Genomic DNA, 25,919 nt, shown 5'->3' with positions numbered 1-25,919 from the left:
TCATCACGACAGCCTTCGCCTTGATCTCAAAATTTAGCTCGCACCCCGGCTCAAGCCTTGCATCGTCATCGATGCGAGGTATGGTCCCGGCGATTTTCCACGGAAAGGAACCCGCATGGCCGCCTTCAAGACACTCGACGATATCGGCAATATCAGCGGCAAGCGCGTGCTGGTGCGCGTCGACCTCAACGTTCCCGTCGCCGATGGCAAGGTCACCGACGCCACCCGAATCGAACGCATCGCACCGACCATCGCCGAACTGTCCGGCAAGGGCGCCAAGGTCATCCTGCTCGCGCATTTCGGCCGCCCGAAGGATGGTCCCTCGCCCGAATTCTCGCTGAGGCCGATCGCCAAGGCTACCGCGGAGGTGCTTGGCCGCCCGGTCGGCTTTGCCAGCGATTGCGTCGGCGACACGGCGGGCAGTGCGGTCGCCGCCATGAACAAGGGCGATGTGCTGCTGCTGGAAAACACCCGCTTCCACAAGACCGAGGAGAAGAACGATCCTGATTTCACAGAGCGGCTCGCCGCCAATGGCGACATCTTCGTCAATGACGCCTTTTCCGCCGCCCACCGGGCGCACTCCTCGACCGAAGGCCTGGCGCGGCTGTTGCCGTCCTATGCCGGCCGCACCATGCAGGCCGAGCTCGAGGCGCTGGAGAAGGGGCTCGGCAATCCGGTCCGCCCTGTCGTCGCCATTGTCGGCGGCGCCAAGGTGTCGACCAAGATCGACCTGTTGATGAACCTGGTGAAGAAGGTCGACGCGCTGGTGATCGGCGGCGGCATGGCCAACACTTTTCTCGCCGCGCGTGGCACCGCTGTCGGCAAGTCGCTGTGCGAGCATGACCTTGCCGCGACCGCCAAGCAGATCATGATCGAGGCCGCCGAGGCCGGCTGCGCCATCATCCTGCCTGTCGACGGTGTCGTCGCCAAGGAATTCAAGGCGGGTGCGGCCAGCGAGACCGTTGCCATTTCGGATGTCCCGGCTGACGGCATGATCCTCGATCTCGGCGAAAAGACCGTGAAGACGATCGGTGAATGGATCGACCGCGCCGCGACGCTGGTCTGGAACGGCCCGCTCGGCGCCTTCGAGATCGAGCCTTTCGACCACGCCACGGTGGCGGCGGCCAGGCACGCGGCGGCCCGCACCAGGGCCGGCAAGCTGGTCTCGGTCGCCGGTGGCGGCGATACGGTGGCCGCCCTCAACCATGCCGGCGTCGCCGACGACTTCACCTATGTCTCGACCGCCGGCGGCGCTTTCCTCGAATGGATGGAAGGCAAGCCGCTGCCCGGCGTCGACGTCCTGAAGAAGCAGGCCTGATCGGGACGAGGGCGTCAAACGAGGCGCTGGAAACTTTCAATCGATTCGAGCTTTCCGATCCCATTCCTTTGGCGGTAGACTTCCGTTACGCGCGGAACGTACCCCCTTAGGAGAAGAAAAATGAGCGAACGTCTCGAAGACATTGCCGCCGCGATGGTGGCCGGCGGCAAGGGCCTGCTGGCCGCCGATGAGAGCTCCGGCACCATCAAGAAGCGCTTCGACGTTATCGGCGTCGAATCGACCGCCGATAGCCGCCGCGACTACCGCGAGATGATGTTCCGCGCCAAGGACGCAATGACGAAGTACATCTCCGGCGTCATTCTCTACGACGAGACCATCCGTCAGAAGGCTGCCGACGGCACGCCTCTGGTCGACATCATCAAGGCGGCGGGCGCCATTCCCGGCATCAAGGTCGATGCCGGCGCCAAGCCACTCGCCGGCTTTCCCGGCGATACCGTTACCGAAGGCCTCGACGGCTTGCGCGAGCGGCTCGCGGATTATTACAAGCTCGGCGCCCGCTTCGCCAAATGGCGCGCGGTGATCGACATCGACACCGGCAAGGGCGTGCCCTCGGTCAATTCGATTGCCTCCAACGCCCATGCGCTGGCCCGCTATGCCGCACTGTGCCAGGAGGCCGGCATCGTGCCGATCGTCGAGCCGGAAGTGCTGATGGACGGCGCGCACGACATCGACACCTGCTACGACATCTCGAAGGCAACGCTGATCAAGCTCTATGACGAGCTGCATGCGGCGCGCGTTGTGCTGGAAGGCACCATCCTGAAGCCGAACATGGTGCTGGCCGGCAGGAAGTCGGGCAAGGTGAGCAGCCCCGAAGAGGTCGCGGAAAAGACCATAAAACTGTTCCGCGAAACCGTACCGGCAGCGGTGCCGGGCATCGCCTTCCTTTCGGGCGGGCAGTCGGACGAGGAGGCGACCGCCAACCTCAACGCCATCAACGCCATCGGGCCGCATCCGTGGAAGCTGACCTTCTCCTATGGCCGCGCCTTGCAGGCCGCCCCGCAAAAGGCCTGGAGCGGCAAGGCATCGAACGTCGCCGCCGGCCAGGCCGCCTTCACCCATCGTGCCCACATGAACCATCTGGCGGCGCTGGGACAATGGAAGGCGAGCCTCGAACAGGCCGCCTGAGCGCAGTCCTCCCGTTGTCATACAACCCGGGCCGATGCGCCCGGGTTTGTTTATGCAAAGCCCGGCTTGGACGGAGTTCGTCCATCCTTATCTCCTTTTCGGCAAAAGCTGACGGCGATGTCGGTTTCTGCCCACCCCAAACGTCCTTGGGTGAACAGACAGGGAGAACTTCATGGCTCGCAGCAAGGTGGTTTCGCGTGAAGACTGGTTTGAGGCGCACAAGGCGCATCTGGCGCGCGAGAAGGAATTGACACGGTTGCGTGAGCGCATCGCCGCCGAGCGGCGTGAACTGCCCTGGATGAAAATCCGCAAGGACTATGTCTTCGAGACCGAGCAGGGTCCGAAGAACCTGGCCGGACTGTTCGGCGCCAACAGCCAACTGATCGTCTACCACTTCATGATGACGCCAGGATCGAACCATCGCTGCGAAGGCTGCTCCTTCCTTGCCGACCATATAGACGGCGCCGATCAGCATCTCAGGCACCACGACGTGTCGCTGGTGGTGGTTGCGCGCGCGCCGCTGGCGGAACTGCTGCCTTACAAGCAGCGTATGGGCTGGAAATTCGACTGGGTGTCGTCCTACGCCTCGGATTTCAACTTCGACATGCAGGTCTCCTTCACCGACAAGCAGATCGCGGGCGGCGACACCACCTACAATTTCGAGACGCGTCCGCGCACGTCAAAGGACCTTCCCGGCACCAGTGTTTTCTACAAGGAAGAGAACGGCGACATATTCCTTACCTTTATGTCGCGCGCCCGCGGCGGCGAGGCCCAGATCGGCACTTACGACTATCTCGACATGACACCGAAGGGCCGCGGCGAAAATGGCCCTTATCATAGCCTGATGGACTGGGTGCGGTTGCATGACGAATATCAGGACAAGCAGGCGGACAAGCCGAACTGCTGCGACTAGAAGCTCGTTCACCTCAGGCGAAACTTGCGCTAAGGCTGCCGCTGATCTCTAAACGGTATCGCCATGCGCTTCCCGGCCCTTCTTACCTGGCTCGCCTACCCCGTTTATGTCTGGCAGGGCCTCGGCGTGCGCCGCCGCACCACCCGCATGCTGCCGGCACAAGGGCCGGTCATGCACGAAATATCGGGCAAGGCGCCGGCCATCTCGCTGCTGGTGCTGGGCGATTCCTCGGCCGCTTCCGTCGGCATCGGCAATTCCGAGAACGGGCTTGCCGCGCAGCTTGCAATGCTGGTCGCAAAACGAACCGGCCTTGCCGTGCGCTGGCGCGCCGCCGGATTCAACTCGGCAACGTCGGGCCAGATCCGCGACCATGTGCTGCCCAATCTGTCGGCCGATCGGTGGACGCACATCGTGCTCGCCATCGGCACCAACGACACCAAGAATTTCCACTCGGTACCGCGCTTCAAGAAGGAGTTCGGTGGCCTGCTCTACGCCCTGCGTGCCAAATGGCCGGAGGCGCGCGTGGTGTGGTCGCCGGTGCTGGAGTTCACCCGCGCGCCGGCCATGCCGCCACTGCTCGGCAAGATTCTCGAAATCCGCGCTACCGCAATGAACCGCATGGGCGAGCGCCTGTGTTTCGAGCGCGGCGCCATGCCGGCGCCACGGCTGCCGATCACCAACCCTGAGGCCGGCTTTGCCTCCGATGGCTTTCATGCCTCGGAAGCCGGTTACCGCGCCTGGGCCGAACATCTGGTCGGATGGGTGCTCGCCGATTGACCTGAGGGGGCACAAGCTCGGACTGGTGGGCTTCAGAGAACTGACGCGAGTATTTCCAAATACTGTTGATTGCAGCCTGCTTCCAATGGATCTGAGCCAGAATATCATCCAGCAGCAATGGATGAGCTACGGCCTGGATTCCGAAACCGGCAACGACACCTGCACGCTGACCGGCAACCGTGCCGAATCGAGCAAGCATGTCATTCCGGCCGGCCCGGCCAACGCCACGCCTTTTATTGCGGCGAACCTGCCGGAATTCATGACGACGCGCGGTGGCGATTACTTCTTCGTGCCCAGCCTCAACGCCATCCGGATGATTGCCATGGGAACGGTGGACCCGACCTGACCCTCAAGGCTATGCCCAGTGCCCCAGCGCACCCGCCAGCGCGATGGCCGCCATGGCGATCAGGGCCAGCTTCCAGAAATCGCCGCGCCGCTTCAGGCCCGGCCAGCCGAGCGGCTTGATCAGCTGAATGGCCATCATGCCGATGATGACGAGCGCGAGGAGTTTCGACATGCCCGCCTTTGAGCAGCATCGCGACAGGCTGTCAAAGCGGTTCTTGCATGGTCTCGGTCGACTTGGCCATTCCTGACAAAAGGCTCGTTTCCGAACCGACCGCCAAGCACCTCGCAGCTTTCTTCAACGACCTGACATGCTCCTGACAGACTGCTGTCAGGAGGGGTATGCGATAGTGTCTCCATCAGAGAAGAGGAGATGGTCATGAACAGCTTTGGTATTTTGAACAGCGTACAGCACTATGTCGGCAAGATCCGCACGATGCGCAATGAAGTTCGTACCCAGCGCTTCCTGAACTCCTTGCCGGCGGACATCCGCAAGGACATTGGCTGGCCGGATATGTATGAGGGTCACAGCCGCATTCGCGAGATCTGAGGCGTTTTACATGACAATGCTTGGATGCGGACCCCGCAACGCCCGGATCATTGACATCGACCCCCGGGCGGCGACCCCTCGGGCTGGCGCAAAGACTTTTGGCGCCTGCTGCGGACAATGCTGAAGGCTCCTGACAGAATGCTGTCAGGAGCACCATGCCATAAACGTGTCAGGAGACATGAATGGTGAAAAGCTGGAACGACAGGCTGAACACGCCGGGCGTCAACGGCGTGAAGCCGACGCCACGCACAATGGGCGACGTCGTCGAGGGCCAGCCGATGCTGGTGCCGACGGCCCGTCAGGTCGATGATTTCATTCGCACGATCCCCAACGGCGTCGAGATGGATGTACGCGCCTTGCGCACCGCCCTCGCCATCGAGCATGGGGCGCAAGTGACATGTCCGGTCACCATCGGCTATCATCTGCGCACCGTCGCCGAAGCCGCCAATGAGGATCTCGAACGCGGCATGACGCTGAACGATATCACGCCGTACTGGCGTGTGCTCGACGTGAACACGCCGACAACGAAGAAGTTGTCCTTCGGCGCGGAATTCGTCGCCGTGCAGCGCAAGCGCGAAGGACTTAAACCATAATGCGTGTCGCCCAAAAGTGCGCAGCGGTTTTTGGGAGAACGACAAGCATAAAACAGGACATGGATGTCACCCGGAACCGGTTTTGGGACCATGACATTCATAGACAAGCAGCCGAGGGACCATACGATGCGACGTGCCGACAGGCTCTTTCAGATCGTGCAGCACCTGCGTGGCGGCCGGCTGGTCACCGCCCAGAAGCTCGGCACATGGCTCGAGGTTTCCGAGCGGACCATCTACCGCGATATCGCCGATTTGCAGTCGACCGGAGTGCCGATCGACGGCGAGGCCGGCGTCGGCTACATGATGAGGGAGGGTTTCGACCTTCCGCCGCTGATGTTCACGCGTGACGAAATCGTCGCGCTGGTCGCTGGCGCCCGCATGGTGCGGGCCTTTGGCGGCGCTGCTATGGCGCGAGCGGCCGACGAGGCGCTGGTCAAGATCGGCGCCGTCCTGCCCGACGCCGAGAAGGACCGCATCGCCCGCACCGAGATCCACACGCCGATGTGGGTGGTGAGCGACGCCGCGCGTGAGGCGATCGACGTGATCGAGCGCGCTGTCGAGAAGCGACAGGTGCTGACCATCGACTACCGCGACGAGGCCGGCCGCGGCACCGGGCGTGACATCCGTCCGCTCGGTCTGTGGTTCTGGGGCAAGGTATGGACGCTGGTTGCCTGGTGCGAGATGCGCGACGATTTCCGCGCCTTCCGCATCGACCGCATCGCCTCGGTGGTCATCGCCGGCCGCATCTTCAAGCCGGAGCGCGGCAAGCAGCTTGCCGACTTCTACCGCGCCGTCGAACGCTCGGAGGACTATGGCATGACGCCGGACCGGGCGGCGCGCAGCTGAGACTTCGACAATCAATGAAAAAGCCCGCTCGATGAACTGACCCCCGAAAGTTGGACACAACCTTCGGGGGTTTTGCATGTCCAGACACGGCGAGAGTTTCAAGCGCTCGGTTGTCGATAGCTATTTAGGCGGGGATGAGAGCTACGCGAGTGCGGCGTCGATGCATGGCGTTGATGCGGCCACTGTTCGCAAGTGGGTTGCGTTGTACCAGGCGCATGGCGATGCCGGGCTATCTGGTAAGTACGGTCGTTACGACGCGGCGTTCAGGCTGTCGGTGCTTGAGCGAATGTGGGAGGAAGGTCTGTCGTATCGGCAGACGGCTGCATTGTTCAATATCCGCAATGCCAGTTGCCTGACGGGCTGGGAGAAGCGCTATCATGCGGGCGGGATAGAGGCGCTCGGCCCGCGTCCCAGAGGACGACCCATGTCAAAGCCGCCGTCCCCCGCAGTGCCTGTTGCAGCCAGTGACGAGGCCAAAAGCCGCGAAGAACTGCTGGCTGAGCTGAAGCATCTGCGGATGGAGAACGACTACCTAAAAAAACTGGAGGCCTTAACGCAGGGACATGCGCTCAAAAAGCGCAAGCCGTCCAGGCGTTAAGGCCGTTGCATTCGCTTGAGGGGCTGCTCGAACTGGCGAAGCTTGCGCGCAGCACGTTCTATTACAGACAGAAAGCAGCGAAGCGCTCGGACCGCCATGCGGCGCTGAAGGCGGCGATCAAGGCCATCTTCGACAGCCACAAGGGTCGCTACGGCTATCGCCGGGTGACTGCGCAACTGCACCGGTTGGGCCGGCGCGTCAACCACAAGACCGTCCAGAGCCTGATGGCCGGGATGGGATTGAAGTCGCTGGTCAGGCCGAAGAAGTATCGCTCCTACAGGGGTGAGGCTGGGCGGACCGCTCCCGATCTGTTGCAGCGCAAGTTCGGCGCCGACCGCGCCAACCGCAAATGGGTGACCGACGTGACGGAGTTCAGCCTGGCCGGCGACAAGCTCTATCTGTCCCCGGTCATGGATCTCTACAATGGCGAGATCGTCGCGTTCGAGACGGCGCGGCGGCCACGCTTCAAAATGGTGGACAATATGCTGACCAAAGCCCTCGCCCGGCTTGGTGAGAACGAAAGGCCGATCCTGCATTCCGATCAGGGATGGCAGTATCAGATGTCGGCATTCCAACGCAGGCTGGAAGCCAGAGGCCTCCAACAGAGCATGTCACGCAAAGGCAATTGCCTCGACAACGCCCCAATGGAGAGCTTCTTTGCCATCCTCAAATCCGAGCTCTTCCATCCCGGAACCTTCGACACCCTTCAAAGCCTGGACGACGCCATCACGGACTACATCGACTATTACAACCACCGCCGCATCAAACTGAAACTGAAAGGGCTGGCCCCTGTGCAATACAGGAACCAGCCCTTAAACCTGCCAACTCAATGAACCGTCCTACTTTATGGGGTCAGTTCACTCGCGCCGGGCTTTTTTGATGAACTGTCGCAAACCTTACTCGTCGTCCGCATCTTCCTTCTTGGACTTGAGCGCCGAGAGCTTGGCGAACACGGCGTTTGCGTCGAGCTCGGCATCCTCGTCCTTCGGCTTCTCCGGCGCCGGCACCAGGCGCTCGGTCACGGCAGCCGGCAGCAGCGTGTCGCCGACAGGCTGCGCCTGCTCGCGGCCGCGCGAGGCGCGGTTGACTTCCATGTCGAGGTCGATCTGCGAAGCGAGACCCAGCGTCACCGGGTCCATCGGCTGCAGATTGGCCGAATTCCAGTGCTTGCGCTCGCGGATCTGTTCGATCGTCGACTTGGTCGTGCCGACCAGGCGCGAAATCTGCGCGTCCTTCAATTCCGGATGGTTGCGGACCAGCCACAGGATGGCGTTGGGCCGGTCCTGGCGCTTCGACAGCGGTGTGTAGCGGGGACCCTTGCGCTTGGATTCCGGCACCCGCACCTTGGGGTCGGACAGTTTCAGGCGCTGGTTCGGATCCTTCTCGGCGCGCGCGATCTCGTCGCGGGTCAGCTGTCCGGTCATGATCGGATCCATGCCCTTGATGCCCTGCGCCGATTCGCCGTCGGCGATCGCCTTGACCTCGAGCGGATGCAACCCACAGAACTGCGCGATCTGCTCGAAGGAAAGCGCGGTGTTGTCGACCAGCCAGACGGCGGTCGCCTTGGGCATCAGCAGCGTATTGGCCATTTCAAAAATCCTTCTCGTTCGCCCGCGTTCCCGCGCGGGCGGTGGTTTAGAGCCACCAAAATGGGAAATTCGCGGCCTGTATAACCGCTCCGCTGCCGTTTCGCAATGTTTTTGGCGCAGGGCGCAGCCGTCGGACACCGGACAGCGGGGGAGGCCAGGAGGACCTCGGCTCCGGCGATCATTGATGCCGAGTTGTACAGGGGGTCCAAAACGACAAAACCCGCCGGACAGGGTCCAGCGGGCTCGGAACCGGCGACGGGATACCGTCTGCGGCGGCTCTTGCTTCTGCCGCGTGGTCAGGCCTCATCGGCCGACCAGGCTTCGAATTAGATGGCCTTGCGGGCAATCCTCTCGATGTCGCCGCGGCTGATGCCGAGGTCGCTGAGCTGACGGGCGTTGAGCTTGTTCAGCTCGCGCACGGTTTCGTTGTACATACGCCAGTTACGGAAAGCGCGGATCGGGTTCATGGTTGTCCTCCAGTTGTTGGATCAAATCGTTTCGATGACGCTTAGATAGGCAGTGCTGCCCACGAATTGAACAGACGTCTTTGCATAGCCGCAATGCAAATGCTGCATTGCAGCATTAAGCTTCTGTTCATCTTGCCGACAGGCTGAGCGCGGAGCATGGCGCGAGGTTCAGGTCAGGCCGAGCAGAGAATGGCGGCTCCCGAGAACCGGCCTACGCCCGCCGTAGCCTTCATAGAGCGGAGGCATTTATGACGGCTTCGGCCGGCGAAGGCCGGAGCGGAGCGTACTTCAGTACGAAGCCCGGCCTACGCCGGCCGTAGCCTTAACTGCCGCAACCCCTCTGAGGGCTTCGGCCGGCGAAGGCCGGAAGCGCAGGGAGCCGCCATTCGCAGGCCGGCCTCACCTGAATCTCGCCCCAACTAGCCGACGTCGAGAACGATCTTGCCTATATGCTCGCCCTCTTCCATGCGCTCATGCGCCCGCCAGGCGTCGGTCAGCGGGAAGATCATGTCCATCACCGGCGCTACCTTCCGGGTGCCGAGCAGCGGCCACACCTGTGCTTCCAGTGCGGCGGCGAGCGCCGCCTTGAATTCGACCGTGCGAGGCCGCAGCGTCGAGCCGGTGTGGGTCAGCCGCTTGACCATGATTTTCGAGAAATCGGCGCTCGCCACCGCGCCGGCCTGGACGGCGATCTGGACGATCCTGCCCTCGACCGCGGCGGCCTCGTAGTTGCGCGCGATATAGTCGCCGCCGACCATGTCGAGAATGACGTCGGCCCCCTTGCCACCGGTCGCATCCTTGACCGCCGCGACGAAATCCTCCTCGCGGTAGTTGATCGCCCGGTCGGCGCCGAGCTTCAGGCAGGCGTCGCATTTCTCCTTCGAGCCGGCGGTGGTGACGACATACGCGCCGAAGGCCGACGCCAGCTGGATCGCCGTGGTGCCGATGCCCGATGAGCCGCCATGGACCAGCAGCGTCTCACCCTTTTTCAAGCCGCCGCGCTCGAACACATTGTGCCAGACGGTGAAATAGTTTTCCGGAACCGCGGCCGCCTCCGTGTGGGTGAAGCCGGCGGGCAGCGGCAGCACGCTGCCGGCATGAACCTTGACATATTCGGCATAACCGCCCCCCGGCGTCAGCGCGCAGACCCGGTCGCCGATGCGCCAGCGCGATATCTCGTCGCCAAGGGCGGCCACTTCGCCCGATGCCTCGAGACCGGGCAGGTCGGAGGCGCCGGGCGGCGCCGGATAGGCGCCCTTGCGCTGCTGCACGTCGGGGCGGTTGACGCCGGCCGCACGCACCCGGATCAGGATTTCGCCGGGACCAGGCACCGGCACGTCGCGCGTTTCCGGTTTCAGCACCCGCGGCCCGCCCGGTTGCGAGATTGCGATGGCCGTCATCGTGGCTGGAATTTTATGTCCGCTCGCCATGAAATTTCCCGTCTCGGTCCGCCGGTCTGTCGCCGGCTGCCAGCTTCTTGCCGGCTGTTTGCATCTGCGCCCCTGCCCTATGTATGCTGATTGCCGGATCAGGCAAATGGCCAAATCAGCCCAATACTGAATAGGGAGGAGCGACGATGGCGATCTTCGACGACGAACCCAAAAAGAAAGCCCGCCCGCATGAGATCGGACAGGATCTGTCGCTGCTTTCGGTCGGTGACCTTACCGAACGGATCAGCATCCTGCGCGAGGAGATTGCCCGGCTCGAAGCCGAGCTCCAGACCAAGGGCAGCACCAAATCGGCGGCCGAAGCCCTGTTTCGCCGCGGCTAGTTTTCGCGTTAGTTTCGGCGTTGAGCATCCGCCGCCGAAAAGCCCGAATGCGCCTGTCTTCAGACCCCGCCACCGAATCTCCAGACGGATCAAACAATGTTTGCAAGCTACAGGCCGATCCTCTCGCTGCTTCGCGGCACCGCTTTCCTGCTTGCGGCGTCGGGATTGCACGGCCTGTTGTTGCCGTTGCGCGGCCAGATCGAAGGGTTTTCGACCGCATCGCTCGGCCTGATGGGCACGGCCTGGGCCGGTGGCTTCGTCACCGGCTGCTTCTTCGCACCGCGCCTGGTGCGCCGCGCCGGCCACGTCCGGGCGTTCGGCGCCTTTGCCGCTTCGGGCGCCATCGTGGCGTTGCTTACCGGCCTGATCATCGACGAATATGTCTGGATCCTGCTGCGCGCCTTCACCGGCTTCACCATGGCCGGAGCCTTCATGGTCATCGAAAGCTGGCTGAACGAGAAGGCCACCAACGAGAACCGCGGCACCGTCTTCGGCCTCTACATGATGGTCACCTATGCCTCGATCATGGGCGGCCAGATGATCGTTGCGGGCGGCGACGTCAGATCGGCGTCGCTGTTCATGATCACCGGCATATTGTTCTGCCTGTCGCTGATCCCGACCGCGGTGTCGTCGGCTTCGTCTCCCAAGCCTTTGCAGGACGTCAAGCTCGATGTCAAAGGTCTCTACGCCAACTCGCCGGTGTCGGCGATCGCCTGCCTGTTGGTCGGCATCGCCAATGGCGCCTGGGGCACGCTTGGCGCCGTCTACGGCGCCCGTATCGGCATCTCCACCGCCCAGATCGCACTGATGATGAGCCTTGTCGTTATTGCCGGCGCGGCCATGCAGCTTCCGGCCGGACGCCTCTCCGACAAGACCGACCGCCGTTTCGTGCTGGCGGGCGCGGCTTTCGGCGCCGCACTGTTCGCCATCCTGATCTTCCTGTTCGAACCGCGTTCCGCCGTCCTCGTCATTGTCTTCGCCGCCGCCTACGGCGCCTTTGCCTACACGCTCTATTCGATCGCCGTGGCGCATGCCAACGACCACGCCCGATCGGAGGATTTCGTCAAGGTCTCGGGCGGCCTGCTGCTTCTGTATGGCTTTGGAACCATGATCGGGCCCTTGCTGGCTGCCGCCCTGATGGGCTGGCTCCGCCCCGAAGGCCTGTTCCTGGCCACCGCGCTGGCGCATCTCAGCCTCGCCGCCTACACGTTGCTGCGCATCAGCCGCCGCGCGCCGGTGCCGATCGAAGACCGCGATGCCTTCAAGACCCAGCCGGCCGATCGCTCGGTCACCCCTGAAGCACTGCGGCTCAGAAAAGCGGAAGCCGACGGTTGAGATTTGAAAAGCTTTGCCCCACAAGTATAGGCATGATCTTTTCTGACGCCTTCATGGCGATTGCCGACCCCAACCGGCGCTATCTTCTGGAAGAGCTCCGGCGTGGCCCGAAAACCGTCAACGAACTGGCTTCGGGCCTGCCAGTCTCCCGCCCGGCCGTGTCCCAGCATTTGAAAGTGTTGCTGGACGCCGGTCTGGTTCAGGCCAAGGCTGAGGGCACGAGGCGGGTCTATACAGTCAGCAGTGGCGGCTTCCTCAAGCTCAATATTTGGCTTGATCAGTTCTGGGAAGCATAGGCCGCGATTCCAGCTCGCCTCCCTGGCTTTCAAGTGTCCGTTGCCAGCGCCTTGCCCAGCGCATCGAGCAGGAATCCGGTACCATGCTCGCGCGATGACGGTGTGTCGTGCCCATCGAGAAACGCGCCCTGCTCGGTCAGCACCAGACGCGTGCCCGTGCCTTCCGGGCGAAGCTCAATTGTCGCCAGCGAAACCGAGATTCTGACATCACCGAACAGCATGTCGTAGCTGTAGACGATGCGCTGGTTGGGCACGATGTCCTGATAGGTGGCGGTATAGGTGTGGATCGGCCCGTCCTTCGGCCCGCCGGCATTGACCTCCTGGCCGCCAACGCGAAAATCCATTTCGTGCCTGTGGGTCATCGGGTTGTCGGGGTCGGCGAACCAGCGCCGCTTGGCGGCCGGATCGCTGAGCGCGAAATAGACTTTCGCCGGTGCAACTGGATAGAGGCGCTCGAGGACGAAGGTGGAGTGGACGACGGATCGTTCGGCCATGTCAGGTCCTCTTGGTCAGCTTGATGGTTTCTGCGCGACGAAGACGCCGTCGCGATAGGACGCGCCGAAATAGACTTCGACGGCGCGCAACCTGTCGTCATGGAACAGATGCAGTTCAGTGTTGCGGAAGGTCTTTCCGTCCGCCGTCTCGCAGCGATAGAGGACAAAGGCGGCGTCCTCGTCCTCGCATATCCGCTCGATGACGATCGAGCTGAAGGCCGGGCTGTCAGGCCAGCAGCGCTCGAAATAGGTCGCACGGTCGATGGCGTCGTCATAGGGGCTGGTGAAGGTGAAATCGTCGGCGAGCACCGCCGCGACGGCAGCCTTGTTATTCGCCTGGTAGGCGGAAAAATAGCCGCGGATCAACTCCGCTCTGCTTTTGCCGGGCATGGTCATTTCTCCTCTGCTTCAGGTCATTCGGTCCCGGCGAGAAAATCGCCGAGCCGGTCGAGCCGACGCTCCCATGTCAGCCGCCGTTCGTTGATCCAGTGTTCTGCGCTGCGCAGCGCCTGCGGCGCGATCTGGCAGGTGCGCACGCGGCCGAGCTTTTCCGAGCGCACCAGCCCGCTTGCTTCGAGCACGTTGAGATGCTGGACGACGGCCGACAGCGACATCGCCAGCGGTTCGGCCAACTGGCTGACCGAGGCTGGCCCACGCGACAGCCGCTCGACCATGCTGCGCCTGGCCGGGTCCGCGAGCGCCTGGAACATCAGGTCGAGCTGGGCGGGATCGTGCAGCATCGCGATCAGCCGTTATTGTAGGGAAAGAACTTGAAGTAGGGCTGCGCCTCCTCGACCACCCGGGCGAAGGACGGCCGCTTGAGCAGGCGGTCGTGGTAGTGTTTCACGGCCGGATAGCTGTCGCCGAACGGCTCGACCTTGTTGGCGTAGAACAGCGCCGGCGAGGCCGCGCAGTCGGCCATGGTGAAGGTAGGGCCGGCCGCCCAGATTTTCGAACGCATCTCCTCCTCGATGATCGCATAGGCGTTGCGCAGTTGCGCGCGCGCCTCGTCGACCCCGAACGGGTCGGTCTTGTCCTGCGGGCGCAACCTGTCGCCGACGATCTTCTGCATCGGCGCCTGCACGTAGAAATCGTAGAAACGGTCGGCCTGGCGGACCTGGAGGGCAAGGTCGGCCTCGGCCGGGATGAGCTCGACCGGCCCGGGATAATGCGCGGCCAGATATTCGATGACGATGGTCGATTCCAGCACCGTGCGGTTGCGTGCATCGTCACGCAGCGCCGGCATCTTGCCGGTCGGCGACACCTTCAGGAATGCTGCCCGCGACTGCTCGTCGCCGAGGTCGACGATAACCGGCGTAAAGCGCGTATCGTTCTCGTAAAACGCAATCAGCGGTTTCCAGCAGAACGATGCCAGCGGATGGAAATGGAACGTCAGGGACATTTTTTGCTTGTCTGTTTGCGGTTCGTCGATGCTGGAGCGGTGCCAGCCAGCGCCGACACTGAAGCATTTACTTAACTATTTCCATGAGGCGAATGTGTCAAGGTTCCAGACTGCCTTCAGGGTTCGGTATGCGCCACGATGGCGGCGACGATCGTGCCCCAGTCGTCGGGATGCAGTTCGTGGCCACCGCCTTCGACGCGGACAAGCCGCCCGCCGGCAACAGCGTCGGCAAGGACTGCGCCATGCTCGACCGGAAAGATCGGATCCGATGTCCCGTGAATGACGAGCAGCGGAACTTTGATCTCGCGCAGGCGTCCTTTCAGATCCTCGCCGCCCTTCAGCATGAAATGGTTGGTCGCGCTCAGGAAGCCGCCGGATCGGTCGTAGTCCTGTTGGACGAACGCCCGCATCGCCTTCTCGTCGAACGGATGCGCGGTGCTGGCGATCGCACGCGCATCCTTGACGACGAAGCCGATCACCTGGTCGCGGTCCGACCAATCGACCTTGGCGCCATCGGCCGAGTGCTCCATATAGGCCTCGGTCGTCGCCGGCAGGTGCGATGTATCGATCCCCACCGGCGAACTGCTGATCACCGTCAGTGTGATGACACGCGAGGGATGTCTCAACGCCAGTCGTTGCGCGATCATGCCGCCCATTGACATCCCGACCACATGCGCCTTGCCGATGCCGCAACCGCCGAGGACGCGCACCGCATCGTCCGCCATGTCGTCGAACGTATACGGCGGCTCGCCCGTCGCATATTTGGTCGACAGGCCGGTATCGCGATTGTCGTAGCGGATCACGAAACGGCCCTCGCCGGCGAGTTTTTTGCAGAGCGCCTCCGGCCACCAGAGCATCGAGGCCATGGCGCCCATGATCAGCAGAATGGCTGGATCTCCGGGATCGCCAAACGTCTGGGAGACGATTTCGGGTGCTGCGGCCCTTGTCATGGGACTCTCCTCCTATCGGCCAATCAAAGGCCAATCAAACTGGTTGCATTTTGCAATCGGTTGCACGATAATAAAACTGATACGATTATGCAACCGGTTTTTTGAGGAGAGTCGGATGAACACCGAACACCGCTCGGGATGCCCGATCAATCTGTCGCTGGAAGTGTTCGGCGATCGCTGGAGCCTGATCATCCTGCGCGACATGATTTTTGGCGGCAAACGCCACTTTCGCGAACTGCTCAACGGCTCGATCGAGGGCATCGCTTCCAACATCCTGGCCGACCGGCTGAAGCGGCTGATGGAACTCGCCATGCTGACCAAGGCCGACGACCCCTCGCACAAGCAGAAGGCGATCTACAGCCTGACCGAGATGGCCATCACGCTGGTGCCGATCATGGCGCATCTCGGCGCTTGGGGCCGCGTCTGGCTGCCGGTGAGCGAGGAGCTTTCGATCCGCGCCGAACTGCTGGAGAAAGGCGGGCCGCCAATGTGGGAGCAGTTCATGGACGAGTTGCGCCACGACCATCTGGGCACGCCTGTCGCCACACCCGCGGGGCCTTCCGTCCGCGCTACATTGCAGGCCGGATATGAGGCGGTGGTCGCCCGCAAGGCGTCGAGCGGCATCGAGGCCCCGGCCGCTTGACCAACTTATTTCCCCATTATCAGGTCGGCTCTGCTATCAAGGGGCTGAAAAACATAATTTATGGGATTGGATAACGCTCTTGGTCGAGAACTCTAAGGATACTGCCCGCGCCCGGGCAGATATGCGTTTCAAGAAGCAGGAAGAGGCAGCCACGGTGCGGCAAAAGGCGATGGCGGAGTATGTCGCCGAGGCCGACGCCCGCCAGGCCAAGACCAACAAGCTCCGGGCATTGCGCCTTGCCAAGGAAGCGGAAGACCTCGCCAACGCACCCGCCGCTCCGGTCAAGAAAGCGGCCCGAGCCAAGAAAAAATAACGCGGTCTCTTCATCGACGCGCCATCTGGATGCCGGCGGATCGTATCCGCCATGTGCCACGATCAGCAATGCCCGCCATTTCCGCTTTCCCGCACGAAGCAATTTCAACCGCAACCGGGATTTCGCATCCCGCATGTCAGGTCGATGATTGACGCGTTTTGATCAGGAGACAGCCATGACCGCACTGACCCTCGAAAAAGCCAAGCACATCATCGACGCCGCCTTCGCCAAGGGCGCCGAGATGAAGCTCAAACCGCTCGGCGTTTCCGTGCTGGATGCCGGCGCGCATCTCGTCGCCTTCCAGCGTCAGGACGGCGCCTCGTTCCTGCGCCCGCAAATGTCGGCCGGCAAGGCCTATGGGGCGCTGGCCATCGGCATGGGTTCGCGCCGTGTCGAGGCTTTCGCCAAGGAGCGGCCGCATCTCGTCGCCGGCATTTCCGACGTCTCGGGTGGACGCGTATTGCCGGTCGTCGGCGGCGTGCTGATCCGCGACAAGGCAGGCGCCGTCATCGGCGCCGTCGGAATTTCGGGAGATACGTCGGACAATGACGAAGCCGCCGCCATCGCCGGCATCGAAGCGGCGGGCTTCACCGCCGATCCGGGCTGAGGGGGAGCTTCGTCATCCCAGGGCGAAGCAGGAGCGAAACTCCGTCGCGAAGACCCCGGGATCCATGCCGCGACCTTTGCCGCAAGTGTAAGCGGAGCAGAATTCTGAACCGTTGCAACGCCTTAGCTTCACGGAATGGATCCCAGGGTCTGCGCCGCGTCGCTTCGCTCCTGCTTCGCCCCAGGATGACGACCAGAAAGAGCAGCCACGCCAATCGCGAACGGATGCGACCATCCAACGAAGGCGGCTAGTTCAAATTTATGTCTCTACTCGCCGACCGCATCGACACCGAAAACCCGGCCAGCACATCGAACAGGGCGATCACCATCAGCGTGAAGAAGACGGAGTGCGCCGCGCCCTTCACCAGCAGGAACTCGACCAGGAACGCCACGAAGACCAGCGTCGACAACAGATGGTCCATGATCGAGGCGTTCGTGGTGCGCACCGACTTCACCATTTCGAGGAACAGGAAGATCAGCCCGATCACCACCATCAGGTCGCCGAGCGTCATCGAGAACACCCCGCCCGACATCATGCTGAACGAGAAGATCTCGGTCGCCCACGGATCGTCGCCGCTGCCGAATATTCCGAGGAGTCCGAGATTGTAGGCCACGAAGGGCACGATCAGCAGCGGGATGGCACCGAACATCAGGCGTCTCCTCTAGCAATTCCAGGAAAGCGGTTTCCCAAGGAATTGCCTAAACAATGGGGCACCTTCTGTAGAATGCCCCGCAGGCACGCCGTCAAGATTTTTCGCTAGCGCCCGCAAACACGGAAAAAGACCGCGCGAAACAACCCTGTCAGCCACAGTTGCCCCGGCTGACCACCGACACGCCGGGATTCAGCGCTTGAACTGGCCTGTCCGCACGGCGGCGCCGATAGCGTTGAGGATGAAAAGGCCGGCGGTCATCGAGGTGATCTCGTTGACGTCGCGCGCCGGCGCGATCTCGACGATGTCGATGCCGACGACACGTCCCTTGGCGAACAGCCCCTTGATCAGTTCGATCGTCTGCCGGTAGCTGATGCCGCCAGGCGCCGGCCCTTCGACCGCCGGCATGACAGCGGGATCGAGACCGTCGGCATCGATGGTCAGGTAATAGCGGCCACGGTCCGGGATGCGCTTGAGCAGCGCCGCCGTACCGATATCCTGCCATTCATTGGCGGTGACGATGTTGGAGCCGTAGGCGCGGGCCGCCTCGACCTCCTCGAGCCGGGCGCTGCCCTGGCCGCGGATGCCGAGCTGGAAAATCCCGGCTATATGCGCCATCTCCGAAGCGCGGCGGATGGGGCTGGAATAGCCTTCCCTGACCCCGTTGACATTGTCGCGCCAGTCGAGATGGGCATCGATCTGAACCAGGGTGATCGGCCCTTCGCCGTCAAGCGCCCGCAGGATCGGGATCGGAATGCCGTGATCGCCGCCAATGGTGATCGGCAAGGCGCCGGCGACGCGGATCTTGCGGATTGCCGTTTCGGCCAACCTGTAGTGGCTGCCGGCGGCATCGCCGGGGACATCGCCGACATCGACCACCTTGACGTCCTGCCCGTCGAACAGGGTTCCGCCAATGTTGAAATCATAGCGGTCGAGCCCGAGGCTGATGCGCTGCGAGGCGCGCCGCACCGCGGTCGGCGCGTTGGTCTGGTCGTTGACCAGCTCGTCGATCGTGTAGGGACTGCCGTAAGGCATGCCGATGATGGCGACATCCGCCTTCAGCGCATCGAGGTCCTCGACCAGCGGGAAGTTCATGAAGGTCTGGAAGATATCGCGGGGTGCTGTGGTGAGCTTGGTCATGCGGTCCCTCTGAAGCCGGTCGATCATCGCGCGGAAGCGCCGCGACAAGGCATGCGGACTCAATACAGCACCGCCGCCGCAGCTTGTATCGCCACGGACGCCCGGTCTTTGGCATAGTTGGTGGCGCGGCGCACCAAACGCAAAAAAACCGGCCAATGGCCGGTTCTTTTGGTATTCAAACCCTTCGAAAGCTGGTCTCAGCTTTCCTTGGGCGTCAGCACCTGGCGACCGCGATACATGCCGGTCTTCAGGTCGATATGGTGCGGGCGGCGCATTTCGCCGGAATTTTTGTCCTCGACATAGGTCGGGGCCTTGAGAGCGTCGGCCGAGCGGCGCATGCCGCGCTTGGACGGAGAGGTTTTTCGTTTCGGAACGGCCATGGATATGCTCCACTACATGGTCAAAATGCCCCGATAGCCCTCGTGAAAGGGCCGCGTCAGGGCCATAATCTGAGAAAGTCGGGTGCCTATACACGCCCTGCGCCGTTTTGGCCAGCACCGTGGCGATTTTTTTTGAGCCGGCAGCGGTTCGACCTAATCAAGACAACCGACATACGCGCCCGAACGGCCGGCGCGGCGTTCGATCAGCGACGCCAGGCGCCGCAGACCCGGACCGGGCTTGGCCGGATTGCGGGCGATCGGATTGGGCAGCGAGACGGCGAGCAGGGCCGCCTGCCGCCGCGACAGCTGTTTGGCCGAAACGCCGAAATGATGCTGCGCCGCCGCCTCGATGCCGTAAATGCCCGGCCCCCATTCGGCGATGTTGAGATAGATTTCCATGATCCGCCGTTTCGACATCACCGCGTCGAAATAGACGGCCAGCGGCAGTTCGACCACCTTGCGCACCGAGCCCAGCGGCCGCGACCACAGGAAAAGGTTCTTCACCGTCTGCATGGTGATGGTCGAGGCGCCGCGCGTCGCCTCGCCGGCCAGCGCATCGTCGACGACGCCGCGCAATTCGCCGAGATCGATGCCGCGATGGAAGCAGAATTGCCCGTCCTCCGACATGATCACCGAATTGGCCAGCACCGGGGACACATCGTCGATCGATACCCAGCGCCGGTCGTAGCCGGAGAAGGTCGCGAGGTCTTTGACCATCAAGGTCGATATCGGATGCACGAAGGACGGCAGATAGAGGAAGGTCAGCCCAACGGGTATCGCCGCCAACACGGCGGCGACGACCAGGCAACGCCGGGCGAGGCGCTTCAGACCGGCGCGGTTCACGCGCCTCGGTCGCGCCATCTCAAACCCCTCGGTTTCATGATCGACGATCGGTTCCGTCAAGCCGCCCCACCCGCGCCATTCTCCCGCCTCCGGCATAATGGCGCGAGGCTTCTTGCGCAACGTCTGAGTGTCGGCTACCGCTCCCGGCCATGACGAAAGACGAGCAATTGGCCTTTGAGGCCGCACTTCTGGGGCGGGCGGCGGCGATCGAGGCCGGGCTCAGGCTGCTGCTCGACGGCCGCACGCTTGCCGGCGAGATCGCCCGGCCGGAGCGTCTGATGGCGGCCATGCGCCATGGCGTGCTGAACGGCGGCAAGCGGCTGCGCCCCTTCCTGGTCATGGAAAGTGCCGCCCTTTTCGGCGCCGATGGCGAGGCGTCGCTTCGCGTGGCGACAGCGCTCGAATGCGTGCATTGCTATTCGCTGATCCATGACGATCTGCCTGCTATGGACGACGACGATCTGCGCCGCGGCCAGCCGACCGTGCACAAGGCCTTCGATGAAGCCACCGCTATCCTTGCCGGCGATGCGCTTCTGACGCTTGCCTTCGATGTCCTCGCCGATGAGGCGACGGCGCTGCCGGCGGATCGCAGGGCGGCACTGGTGCTGGCGCTGGCGCGCGCGGCTGGCACCGGGGGCATGGTTGGCGGGCAGACGCTCGACCTCGAAGCCGAGCGCAACAGGCCGGACGAGGCCGGCATCATCCGGCTGCAGGCGATGAAAACCGGCGCGCTGATCCGCTACGCCTGCGAAGCCGGCGCAATCATTGCCGGCGCTGCACCGCAGGACCGCGACCGGCTGGCCGAATTCGGCTCGGCGGTCGGGCTTGCCTTCCAGCTTGCCGACGACCTGCTCGACCTGACCGCCGATGCCAGCCAGATGGGCAAGGCGACCGGCAAGGACGCAGCCGCCGGCAAGGCGACGCTGGTCGCGCTGCATGGCGCGAACTGGGCGCGCAGCCAGCTCCATGGGCTGGTCAAGCAGGCCCATGAATTGCTTGAGCCTTACGGTGAACAGGCAGCCTTGCTGAAGGCAGCGGCAAGCTTCGTGGCAATCCGCAACAACTGAGGTTTGGGCAATCGGATGCCGAACCGTTTTCGGAATTTGTCGGCCTTGCGCTGCCTTGCTTGGTGTCTCTCAAATGCCCCAAAGCAACTGGGCGCGCTATCTGACCTTGACGACGACCTTGCCCTTGGCGCGTCCTGTTTCGACGTAAGCCAGCGCCTCATTGGTCGCTTCAAAAGGAAAGACCCTGTCGACGACCGGGCGAATCGCCCCATCTTCGATGAGGGACGTGATTTTGCTCAGCTGCTCACCTTGCGCCGACATGAACAGGAACGAAAATCCCACGCCCCGGCGCTTGGCTTTGGTCCTGATACCACGGCTCAGCAGCCGCAGCAGCAGCCTTAGCACCACGTTCAGTCCCTGTTTCCAGGCAAATTCGGGATCCGGAGGACCGGAAATCGAGATGAGCTTCCCACCCGGTTTCAGCACAGTCAGGGATTTCTCAAGCGTCTTGGCGTCCTGGCTGTTCAGGACGACGTCGTAGCCCGACAGGATTTTCTCGAAGTCGTCCTTCCTGTAGTCGACGACGACATCGGCGCCGAGATCCCTGACCAGATCGTTGCTTGCCGCGCCCGCTGTTGTCGCAACGATCGCGCCGAGGTGCTTTGCCAACTGGATGGCGAATGTCCCCACGCCGCCGGAGCCAGCCTGGATGAAGATCTTCTGGCCTGTCTTCAGACCCGCCCTCTCGATGAGAGCCTGCCAGGCGGTCAGACCGACCAGCGGGATCGAGGCCGCCTCTTCCATGCTGAGGTTCGCCGGCTTCAGCGCCACGTCGGCTTCATCGATTGCGATGAATTCGGCGAATGTGCCGATCCGGCCATCGCGCGGTCGCGCATAGACGGCGTCGCCGGGTTTGAATCTGCGGACTTTCGAGCCCACCCTGGCAACCCTCCCGGCCACGTCGTGACCGAGGATGAAGGGCCGGCGATAGGGAAGGATGAGTTTGAATTCGCCGGTTCTGATTTTGGAATCCAGCAGGTTCACCCCGGCGGCATGGACCTCGACCAGGACGTCATTGTCCAGCAGCTCCGGCTCCGGCATCTCGGCCAGCCGCAAAATGCCTTTCTTGCTATATTTATCGACAACGAATGCCTTCATGGCAGTGACTTTCTGAAAGTGTCTGTTGGCCTGCTGTCTGTGCGTGAAATTCTCCGTCCCACCGTTGTTCAGACCGGCAGGCGGAACTGCTTGCGCAAGGTCTTGTCGAACATCCCCGCGGGGGCGAAGCGGCGCAGCAGGCTGACCTGGCGCGCTGCCTTCCCTGCGGTATAGCGCCGTCGCGGACGGGCGTCCGTCGCTGCCTTGACGACCACATCCGCCACCACTTCCGGCCGATCGGCTTTGGGCATCACATCGGCAAGCAGCGCCTTGAGACCGGCGCGCGCCTGATCGTAGTCCTTCAACAGGGAATCCGGCTCGATGCCGTTCTGGTCGAAGACGGTGCGCACGAATGCCGGCTCGATGACCGAGACGCGAATGTTGAAGGCGCGAACCTCATGATCGAGCGATTCCGAATAGCCCTCCAGCGCGTGCTTGACCGCCGAGTAGTGCGCTGAGTATGGCGCGGGCACCAATCCTAGAATCGAGCCGATGTTGACGATGCGCCCTTGGCCGCGGCGCCGCATCGACGGCAACACCGCATTGGTCATGCGCATGACGCCGAACAGATTGACGTCGAACAGAGCCTGCACCTGTGCGACCGAAGATTCCTCGGCGCCGCCAAGCAGGCCGACACCGGCATTGTTCACCAGCAGATCGATACGACCGGTCTGGGCCAGCACGGTTGCAACGAGGGCGCTGACGGACTCCCCGTCGGTCACGTCGCAGGTCAGCATGGACACTTTAGCCGGGCCGTTGCCGGCCTTGCTGCGGCTTGTCCCGAAGACGGTATACCCCGCCCGCGCCAAGGCCTCGGCACTGGCGCGGCCGATGCCCGAAGAGGCTCCGGTCACGACTGCGGTTCTTTCCGAAAGGGTACTCATTTGATACTCCACAGACATGAGGGCTAGCTTTTTGCCGTTGATTGAATTATGATCATAATATCACATTACACCCATAATGCAATAGCAGAAAGGAAGAGCGCCATGCGCTACGAAAAGGGCCGAAAGGACGCCTCCCGCGATCGCATCGTCGAGGTCGCAGCCCAGCGTTTTCGCGGTGACGGCATCGCCGCGTCCGGACTGGCAGCCATTATGGGCGACGCCGGGCTGACGAACGGAGCCTTCTATCCGCATTTCCAATCCAAGGCGGAGCTTGTGCGTGAAAGCCTGGTAGCGGCGCTAGAGAGCCAAGTGCAGCAACTGCAAGAGGTATTGGCCGCCGGTGGTCCGGAGATGGGGATAGCGGCTTATCTGTCAGCCGGGCACCGGGACAATCCGGGAACGGGCTGCGCCAACGCCGCGCTGCTCCCGGAACTCGCGCGTCAGCCGCTCGAAACGCGCCAAGTCTACACCGAACGCTTGCTGGTTCTGGTGCGCCAGTTGTCTGCAGCGCTTCCGCAGGCCAGGGATCCGGAAGGCGTTGCCATGGGCGTCTTTGCGACCCTCATCGGCGCGCTTCAACTGGCCCGCGCGGTGGCAGGGACCGAATTGTCGGATCGCTTCCTTGCGGCAGGAGCAGATGCCGCGCGCAGGCTGATCCAGCCACGTGACGGGGAGAAGGCATCCTAATTTAGAGATAGAGCAGAAGCGGCAAAGAGCCCGACATCCTCATCATGGCGGGCCGCATTACAAGAAGGATCCGCTTTGCCTAAAAGTTGTCAGCCACTGCCAGCACGAGGCCATCTCAACCTGCATCAGGGAATGACCGCATTAGGGGCCGGAAGCGACTGGCAGCTTCAAGGCTCGGAATCGGACGGCCACCGCGACGAAGTCGTAAGGGATAAGTTGCGACGGAGGAATCGATTGGATGCCCGAAAATTGTGCTGATGAGGGAGGGATAACTCACTTTGCCAAGTTAGAGCGGCGTGTTTTCGCCCTTCCGTCACGCCTTGAGACGGAGTGCCTCCACAAGAAGAGCGAACGCTGCAGTGTGCTGGCGTCGGCTGGGATAATAGAGGTGATAGCCCGGGAAGGGTTGGCACCAGTCTTCCAGCACCCGGATCAGGCGTCCGTCTGCGATGAACGGAGCGACCTGGCTTTCAAAGGTGTATGCTAATCCGATCCCGTCGAGGGCCGCAGCCTCCAGCATTTCCCCGTCATTGATAATGAGTGGGCCATTCATCCTGACTTCAAGTTCCTCACCGCCTTTTTCGAACTCCCAGGCAAAGAGCCCGCCGCCGGTCTTCTGACGGTAGCTGATGCCTTTGTGTTCCCCAAGTTCGCGCGGTGTCTTTGGAACCGTTCGGGTTGCAAAATACGACGGTGATCCAACCACCGCCATACGCAGGTCCGGGCCGATCCTTACTGCCACCATGTCCTTCTGGACCTGCTCGCCGATCCGGATACCGGCGTCGAATTTGCTTGCAACGATGTCAACCAGACCTTCGTCCAGGCTCAATTCTACTTCGATATCCGGATACTCCAGAAGGAGTCTGGCGATGACGGGCCACAGTACTGATTTGGCAGCATACCGGAATGTCGTCAGGCGAATGAGGCCAGTGGGCTTGTCGCGCAGGGCGGCGACGGCGGCGATCTCGCTTTCGATGTGATCGAAGGCCGGTCGCAGGCTTCGCAGCAAGCGCTCTCCAGCTACCGTCACGGACAGGCTGCGGGTGGTGCGTGAGATCAGCCGGACTCCCATGCGCTGTTCCAGCGTTCTGACAGCGTAGCTGAGCGCCGACTGCGATAGACCAAGCTTTGCTGCGGCGCGCGTGAAGCTGCCCGCCTCTGCTACGGCGATGAAGACTGCCAGGTCGCTGAAATCTCCGCGCCTCATTTATCAATCCCATTTCTAACTTCATGCAGATTATAGAGGCTAATCGTATCGAGTCCTATTCCCTATGTCACCTGGCCGACAACGAAACGCTGAGACGGACGTGCCAAGCCAACGCGCCATAAACTGAAAGATACCGACCAGGAAGGATACGACTATGAGTAGAGTATGGATGATCACCGGCGCAGGGCGAGGCATGGGCCTCGACTTTGCCAAAGCGGTCCTGGCCATCGGCGATAAGGTCGTTGCGACGGGTCGTAACCCAGATCGGGTCGCCAAGGCGATCGGGCAGTCGGACAATCTTCTGGTCGTCACGTTGGACGTGACCAAGCCGGCCGACGCCGACGCCGCGGTGAAGGCAACCCTGGACCGCTTTGGTCGCCTCGACGTGCTCGTCAACAATGCCGCGGGCTTCTATGCCGGCTATTTCGAGGACCTGACTCCGGCCCATATCGAACTTCAGCTCGCGTCCACCCTGACCGGCGCCATGAACGTCACCCGCGCAGTCCTGCCGGTCATGCGCGCGCAGGGTTCTGGCAAGGTCATTGCCATCTCATCGACGGCCGGCCTGGTCGGCTTTGAGTTCTGTTCTGCATACGCCGCGGCAAAGTTCGGCGTTGATGGCTGGATCGAAGCCGAGGTGGCGCCGTTCGGCATTGAAACGATGATCGTGAACCCCGGGTTTTTCCGCACGGAGCTGCTGACGGACGAATCCACTCAATATGCTCCGTCATTCGTCAGCGATTACAGCGAACGTCGCGCCCAGCAGATAACGGGCTGGAAAGCCGCGAACGGCCAGCAAGTCGGCGACCCCGCCAAACTCGCGCAGGTGTTGATCACTCTGGTCGACAAGCCGGAGCTGCCCCGTCGATTCATCGCCGGTGCCGATGCTCTTGCAATGGTCAGGCAGAAACTCGCTCTGCTGCAGGAGCAGGTCGATGCCCATGAGGAGCTAGCCGGCTCACTGGCCTTCGACAGCTGAACGTCGCATCCAGCACTGCCGTCGTCGCAGGTCTA

Annotated in this window: 33 protein-coding genes and 1 pseudogene; 18 read left to right on the top strand and 16 right to left on the bottom strand. The window is 62.5% G+C overall.

Annotation, left to right across the window (positions count from 1 at the left end; translation table 11 throughout):
• Positions 1 to 115: 115 nt before the first annotated feature.
• From X727_RS140580 to X727_RS140600, 5 genes are all read left to right on the top strand, one after another.
• Entirely contained in the window at positions 116 to 1,318 is a 1,203-nt protein-coding gene (locus tag X727_RS140580; protein ID WP_023745778.1) for a phosphoglycerate kinase, read from the top strand.
• Positions 1,319 to 1,438: 120 nt separating this feature from the next.
• Positions 1,439 to 2,464, top strand: coding sequence for a class I fructose-bisphosphate aldolase (locus tag X727_RS140585; RefSeq protein ID WP_023834988.1), 1,026 nt, complete (start codon positions 1,439 to 1,441; stop codon positions 2,462 to 2,464).
• A gap of 172 nt (positions 2,465 to 2,636) precedes the next feature.
• Complete coding sequence (locus tag X727_RS140590) at positions 2,637 to 3,377, top strand: thioredoxin family protein (RefSeq protein WP_023734664.1); 741 nt, start codon at positions 2,637 to 2,639, stop codon at positions 3,375 to 3,377.
• Positions 3,378 to 3,440: 63 nt separating this feature from the next.
• Positions 3,441 to 4,154 carry an SGNH/GDSL hydrolase family protein gene (locus tag X727_RS140595; RefSeq protein ID WP_023734665.1) on the top strand — a complete coding sequence of 238 codons (714 nt, stop codon included), beginning with the start codon at positions 3,441 to 3,443 and terminating at the stop codon, positions 4,152 to 4,154.
• Between the two features lie 25 nt (positions 4,155 to 4,179).
• Positions 4,180 to 4,500: a hypothetical protein gene (locus X727_RS140600; RefSeq protein ID WP_155922469.1), complete on the top strand. Its 321-nt coding sequence runs from the start codon at positions 4,180 to 4,182 to the stop codon at positions 4,498 to 4,500.
• Positions 4,501 to 4,509: 9 nt separating this feature from the next.
• On the opposite strand, the gene X727_RS1000000167000 is transcribed toward X727_RS140600, so the two are convergent.
• The gene (locus tag X727_RS1000000167000; RefSeq protein ID WP_023683991.1) at positions 4,510 to 4,671 is read right to left on the bottom strand and encodes a hypothetical protein; all 162 of its coding nucleotides are present in this window, start codon (positions 4,669 to 4,671) and stop codon (positions 4,510 to 4,512) included.
• 204 nt (positions 4,672 to 4,875) lie between these two features.
• On the opposite strand from X727_RS1000000167000, the gene X727_RS1000000166995 reads away from it, so the two are divergent.
• From X727_RS1000000166995 to X727_RS1000000168105, 4 genes and pseudogenes are all read left to right on the top strand, one after another.
• Complete coding sequence (locus X727_RS1000000166995; RefSeq protein WP_023670139.1) at positions 4,876 to 5,046, top strand: hypothetical protein; 171 nt, start codon at positions 4,876 to 4,878, stop codon at positions 5,044 to 5,046.
• Positions 5,047 to 5,228: 182 nt separating this feature from the next.
• A complete protein-coding gene (locus tag X727_RS140605; RefSeq protein ID WP_031193200.1) occupies positions 5,229 to 5,639 on the top strand; it encodes a hypothetical protein in 411 nt (136 codons plus the stop codon).
• Between the two features lie 126 nt (positions 5,640 to 5,765).
• Positions 5,766 to 6,485: a YafY family protein gene (locus X727_RS140610; RefSeq protein WP_023683994.1), complete on the top strand. Its 720-nt coding sequence runs from the start codon at positions 5,766 to 5,768 to the stop codon at positions 6,483 to 6,485.
• Positions 6,486 to 6,561: 76 nt separating this feature from the next.
• A pseudogene (locus X727_RS1000000168105) lies at positions 6,562 to 7,916 on the top strand (IS3 family transposase).
• Positions 7,917 to 7,979: 63 nt separating this feature from the next.
• On the opposite strand, the gene X727_RS140625 reads toward X727_RS1000000168105, so the two are convergent.
• The 3 genes from X727_RS140625 to X727_RS140630 form a co-directional block, all read right to left on the bottom strand.
• Positions 7,980 to 8,672 carry a DUF1013 domain-containing protein gene (locus X727_RS140625; protein ID WP_023670142.1) on the bottom strand — a complete coding sequence of 231 codons (693 nt, stop codon included), beginning with the start codon at positions 8,670 to 8,672 and terminating at the stop codon, positions 7,980 to 7,982.
• 326 nt (positions 8,673 to 8,998) lie between these two features.
• Positions 8,999 to 9,139, bottom strand: a complete 141-nt coding sequence (locus X727_RS1000000166990) for a DUF1127 domain-containing protein (RefSeq protein ID WP_023670143.1) — start codon at positions 9,137 to 9,139, stop codon at positions 8,999 to 9,001.
• Between the two features lie 419 nt (positions 9,140 to 9,558).
• The gene (locus X727_RS140630) at positions 9,559 to 10,569 is read right to left on the bottom strand and encodes an NAD(P)H-quinone oxidoreductase (protein ID WP_032887144.1); all 1,011 of its coding nucleotides are present in this window, start codon (positions 10,567 to 10,569) and stop codon (positions 9,559 to 9,561) included.
• Between the two features lie 146 nt (positions 10,570 to 10,715).
• Here X727_RS140630 and X727_RS140635 point away from each other — a divergent pair, with 146 nt between their 5' ends.
• The 3 genes from X727_RS140635 to X727_RS140645 all read left to right on the top strand — a co-directional run bounded on the left by X727_RS140635 (position 10,716) and on the right by X727_RS140645 (position 12,541).
• Entirely contained in the window at positions 10,716 to 10,910 is a 195-nt protein-coding gene (locus tag X727_RS140635) for a DUF1192 domain-containing protein (protein ID WP_023670145.1), read from the top strand.
• A gap of 96 nt (positions 10,911 to 11,006) precedes the next feature.
• Positions 11,007 to 12,245 carry an MFS transporter gene (locus X727_RS140640; protein ID WP_023670146.1) on the top strand — a complete coding sequence of 413 codons (1,239 nt, stop codon included), beginning with the start codon at positions 11,007 to 11,009 and terminating at the stop codon, positions 12,243 to 12,245.
• Positions 12,246 to 12,277: 32 nt separating this feature from the next.
• Complete coding sequence (locus X727_RS140645; RefSeq protein ID WP_023670147.1) at positions 12,278 to 12,541, top strand: metalloregulator ArsR/SmtB family transcription factor; 264 nt, start codon at positions 12,278 to 12,280, stop codon at positions 12,539 to 12,541.
• 29 nt (positions 12,542 to 12,570) lie between these two features.
• Here the strand turns inward: X727_RS140645 and X727_RS140650 are convergent, their stop codons facing one another.
• From X727_RS140650 to X727_RS140665, 5 genes are all read right to left on the bottom strand, one after another.
• On the bottom strand, positions 12,571 to 13,035 hold the full coding sequence (locus X727_RS140650; RefSeq protein ID WP_023715031.1) for an SRPBCC family protein: 465 nt from the start codon (positions 13,033 to 13,035) through the stop codon (positions 12,571 to 12,573).
• 15 nt (positions 13,036 to 13,050) lie between these two features.
• On the bottom strand, positions 13,051 to 13,425 hold the full coding sequence (locus X727_RS140655; RefSeq protein ID WP_032887163.1) for a nuclear transport factor 2 family protein: 375 nt from the start codon (positions 13,423 to 13,425) through the stop codon (positions 13,051 to 13,053).
• A 23-nt stretch (positions 13,426 to 13,448) separates the two neighbouring features.
• On the bottom strand, positions 13,449 to 13,775 hold the full coding sequence (locus X727_RS0134485) for a metalloregulator ArsR/SmtB family transcription factor (RefSeq protein WP_023699361.1): 327 nt from the start codon (positions 13,773 to 13,775) through the stop codon (positions 13,449 to 13,451).
• 5 nt (positions 13,776 to 13,780) lie between these two features.
• Positions 13,781 to 14,437, bottom strand: a complete 657-nt coding sequence (locus tag X727_RS140660) for a glutathione S-transferase family protein (RefSeq protein ID WP_023733049.1) — start codon at positions 14,435 to 14,437, stop codon at positions 13,781 to 13,783.
• 116 nt (positions 14,438 to 14,553) lie between these two features.
• A complete protein-coding gene (locus X727_RS140665; RefSeq protein ID WP_023733048.1) occupies positions 14,554 to 15,387 on the bottom strand; it encodes an alpha/beta hydrolase in 834 nt (277 codons plus the stop codon).
• 115 nt (positions 15,388 to 15,502) lie between these two features.
• Between X727_RS140665 and X727_RS140670 the strand changes: the two genes are divergently transcribed.
• The 3 genes from X727_RS140670 (at position 15,503) to X727_RS140680 (ending at position 16,950) form a co-directional block, all read left to right on the top strand.
• Positions 15,503 to 16,030, top strand: coding sequence for a helix-turn-helix domain-containing protein (locus X727_RS140670; RefSeq protein ID WP_023733047.1), 528 nt, complete (start codon positions 15,503 to 15,505; stop codon positions 16,028 to 16,030).
• A 79-nt stretch (positions 16,031 to 16,109) separates the two neighbouring features.
• Entirely contained in the window at positions 16,110 to 16,343 is a 234-nt protein-coding gene (locus X727_RS140675) for a hypothetical protein (protein ID WP_023670152.1), read from the top strand.
• Positions 16,344 to 16,518: 175 nt separating this feature from the next.
• A complete protein-coding gene (locus X727_RS140680; RefSeq protein WP_023733046.1) occupies positions 16,519 to 16,950 on the top strand; it encodes a heme-binding protein in 432 nt (143 codons plus the stop codon).
• A 247-nt stretch (positions 16,951 to 17,197) separates the two neighbouring features.
• Here X727_RS140680 and X727_RS140685 read toward each other — a convergent pair whose 3' ends face one another.
• From X727_RS140685 to X727_RS140700, 4 genes are all read right to left on the bottom strand, one after another.
• Positions 17,198 to 17,599 (bottom strand): hypothetical protein, encoded by a 402-nt coding sequence (locus X727_RS140685; RefSeq protein ID WP_023670154.1) that lies wholly within the window; start codon positions 17,597 to 17,599, stop codon positions 17,198 to 17,200.
• 192 nt (positions 17,600 to 17,791) lie between these two features.
• Positions 17,792 to 18,739: an agmatinase gene (locus tag X727_RS140690; RefSeq protein ID WP_023834986.1), complete on the bottom strand. Its 948-nt coding sequence runs from the start codon at positions 18,737 to 18,739 to the stop codon at positions 17,792 to 17,794.
• A 197-nt stretch (positions 18,740 to 18,936) separates the two neighbouring features.
• The gene (rpmF, locus tag X727_RS140695) at positions 18,937 to 19,119 is read right to left on the bottom strand and encodes a 50S ribosomal protein L32 (protein ID WP_008834724.1); all 183 of its coding nucleotides are present in this window, start codon (positions 19,117 to 19,119) and stop codon (positions 18,937 to 18,939) included.
• 153 nt (positions 19,120 to 19,272) lie between these two features.
• Positions 19,273 to 19,980 (bottom strand): transglycosylase domain-containing protein, encoded by a 708-nt coding sequence (locus tag X727_RS140700; protein ID WP_196815018.1) that lies wholly within the window; start codon positions 19,978 to 19,980, stop codon positions 19,273 to 19,275.
• 131 nt (positions 19,981 to 20,111) lie between these two features.
• On the opposite strand from X727_RS140700, the gene X727_RS140705 reads away from it, so the two are divergent.
• Complete coding sequence (locus X727_RS140705; protein ID WP_023834984.1) at positions 20,112 to 21,029, top strand: polyprenyl synthetase family protein; 918 nt, start codon at positions 20,112 to 20,114, stop codon at positions 21,027 to 21,029.
• 96 nt (positions 21,030 to 21,125) lie between these two features.
• Here X727_RS140705 and X727_RS140710 read toward each other — a convergent pair whose 3' ends face one another.
• Both X727_RS140710 and X727_RS140715 read right to left on the bottom strand, forming a co-directional pair.
• Positions 21,126 to 22,127 (bottom strand): NADP-dependent oxidoreductase, encoded by a 1,002-nt coding sequence (locus X727_RS140710; RefSeq protein WP_023834983.1) that lies wholly within the window; start codon positions 22,125 to 22,127, stop codon positions 21,126 to 21,128.
• Between the two features lie 68 nt (positions 22,128 to 22,195).
• Positions 22,196 to 23,011 (bottom strand): oxidoreductase, encoded by an 816-nt coding sequence (locus X727_RS140715; RefSeq protein WP_023834982.1) that lies wholly within the window; start codon positions 23,009 to 23,011, stop codon positions 22,196 to 22,198.
• A gap of 102 nt (positions 23,012 to 23,113) precedes the next feature.
• On the opposite strand from X727_RS140715, the gene X727_RS140720 reads away from it, so the two are divergent.
• On the top strand, positions 23,114 to 23,698 hold the full coding sequence (locus tag X727_RS140720; RefSeq protein WP_023693653.1) for a TetR/AcrR family transcriptional regulator: 585 nt from the start codon (positions 23,114 to 23,116) through the stop codon (positions 23,696 to 23,698).
• A gap of 313 nt (positions 23,699 to 24,011) precedes the next feature.
• Here the strand turns inward: X727_RS140720 and X727_RS140725 are convergent, their stop codons facing one another.
• Complete coding sequence (locus tag X727_RS140725; RefSeq protein ID WP_023834981.1) at positions 24,012 to 24,905, bottom strand: LysR family transcriptional regulator; 894 nt, start codon at positions 24,903 to 24,905, stop codon at positions 24,012 to 24,014.
• Positions 24,906 to 25,059: 154 nt separating this feature from the next.
• On the opposite strand from X727_RS140725, the gene X727_RS140730 reads away from it, so the two are divergent.
• Positions 25,060 to 25,884, top strand: coding sequence for an SDR family oxidoreductase (locus tag X727_RS140730; RefSeq protein ID WP_023834980.1), 825 nt, complete (start codon positions 25,060 to 25,062; stop codon positions 25,882 to 25,884).
• Positions 25,885 to 25,919: the final 35 nt, after the last annotated feature.

Source organism: Mesorhizobium sp. L103C105A0 (genome assembly GCF_000502215.1).
Lineage (GTDB): Bacteria > Pseudomonadota > Alphaproteobacteria > Rhizobiales > Rhizobiaceae > Mesorhizobium.
Note: the sequence above shows the minus strand (reverse complement) of the source record. Positions and strands in the feature narration are given on the sequence as shown.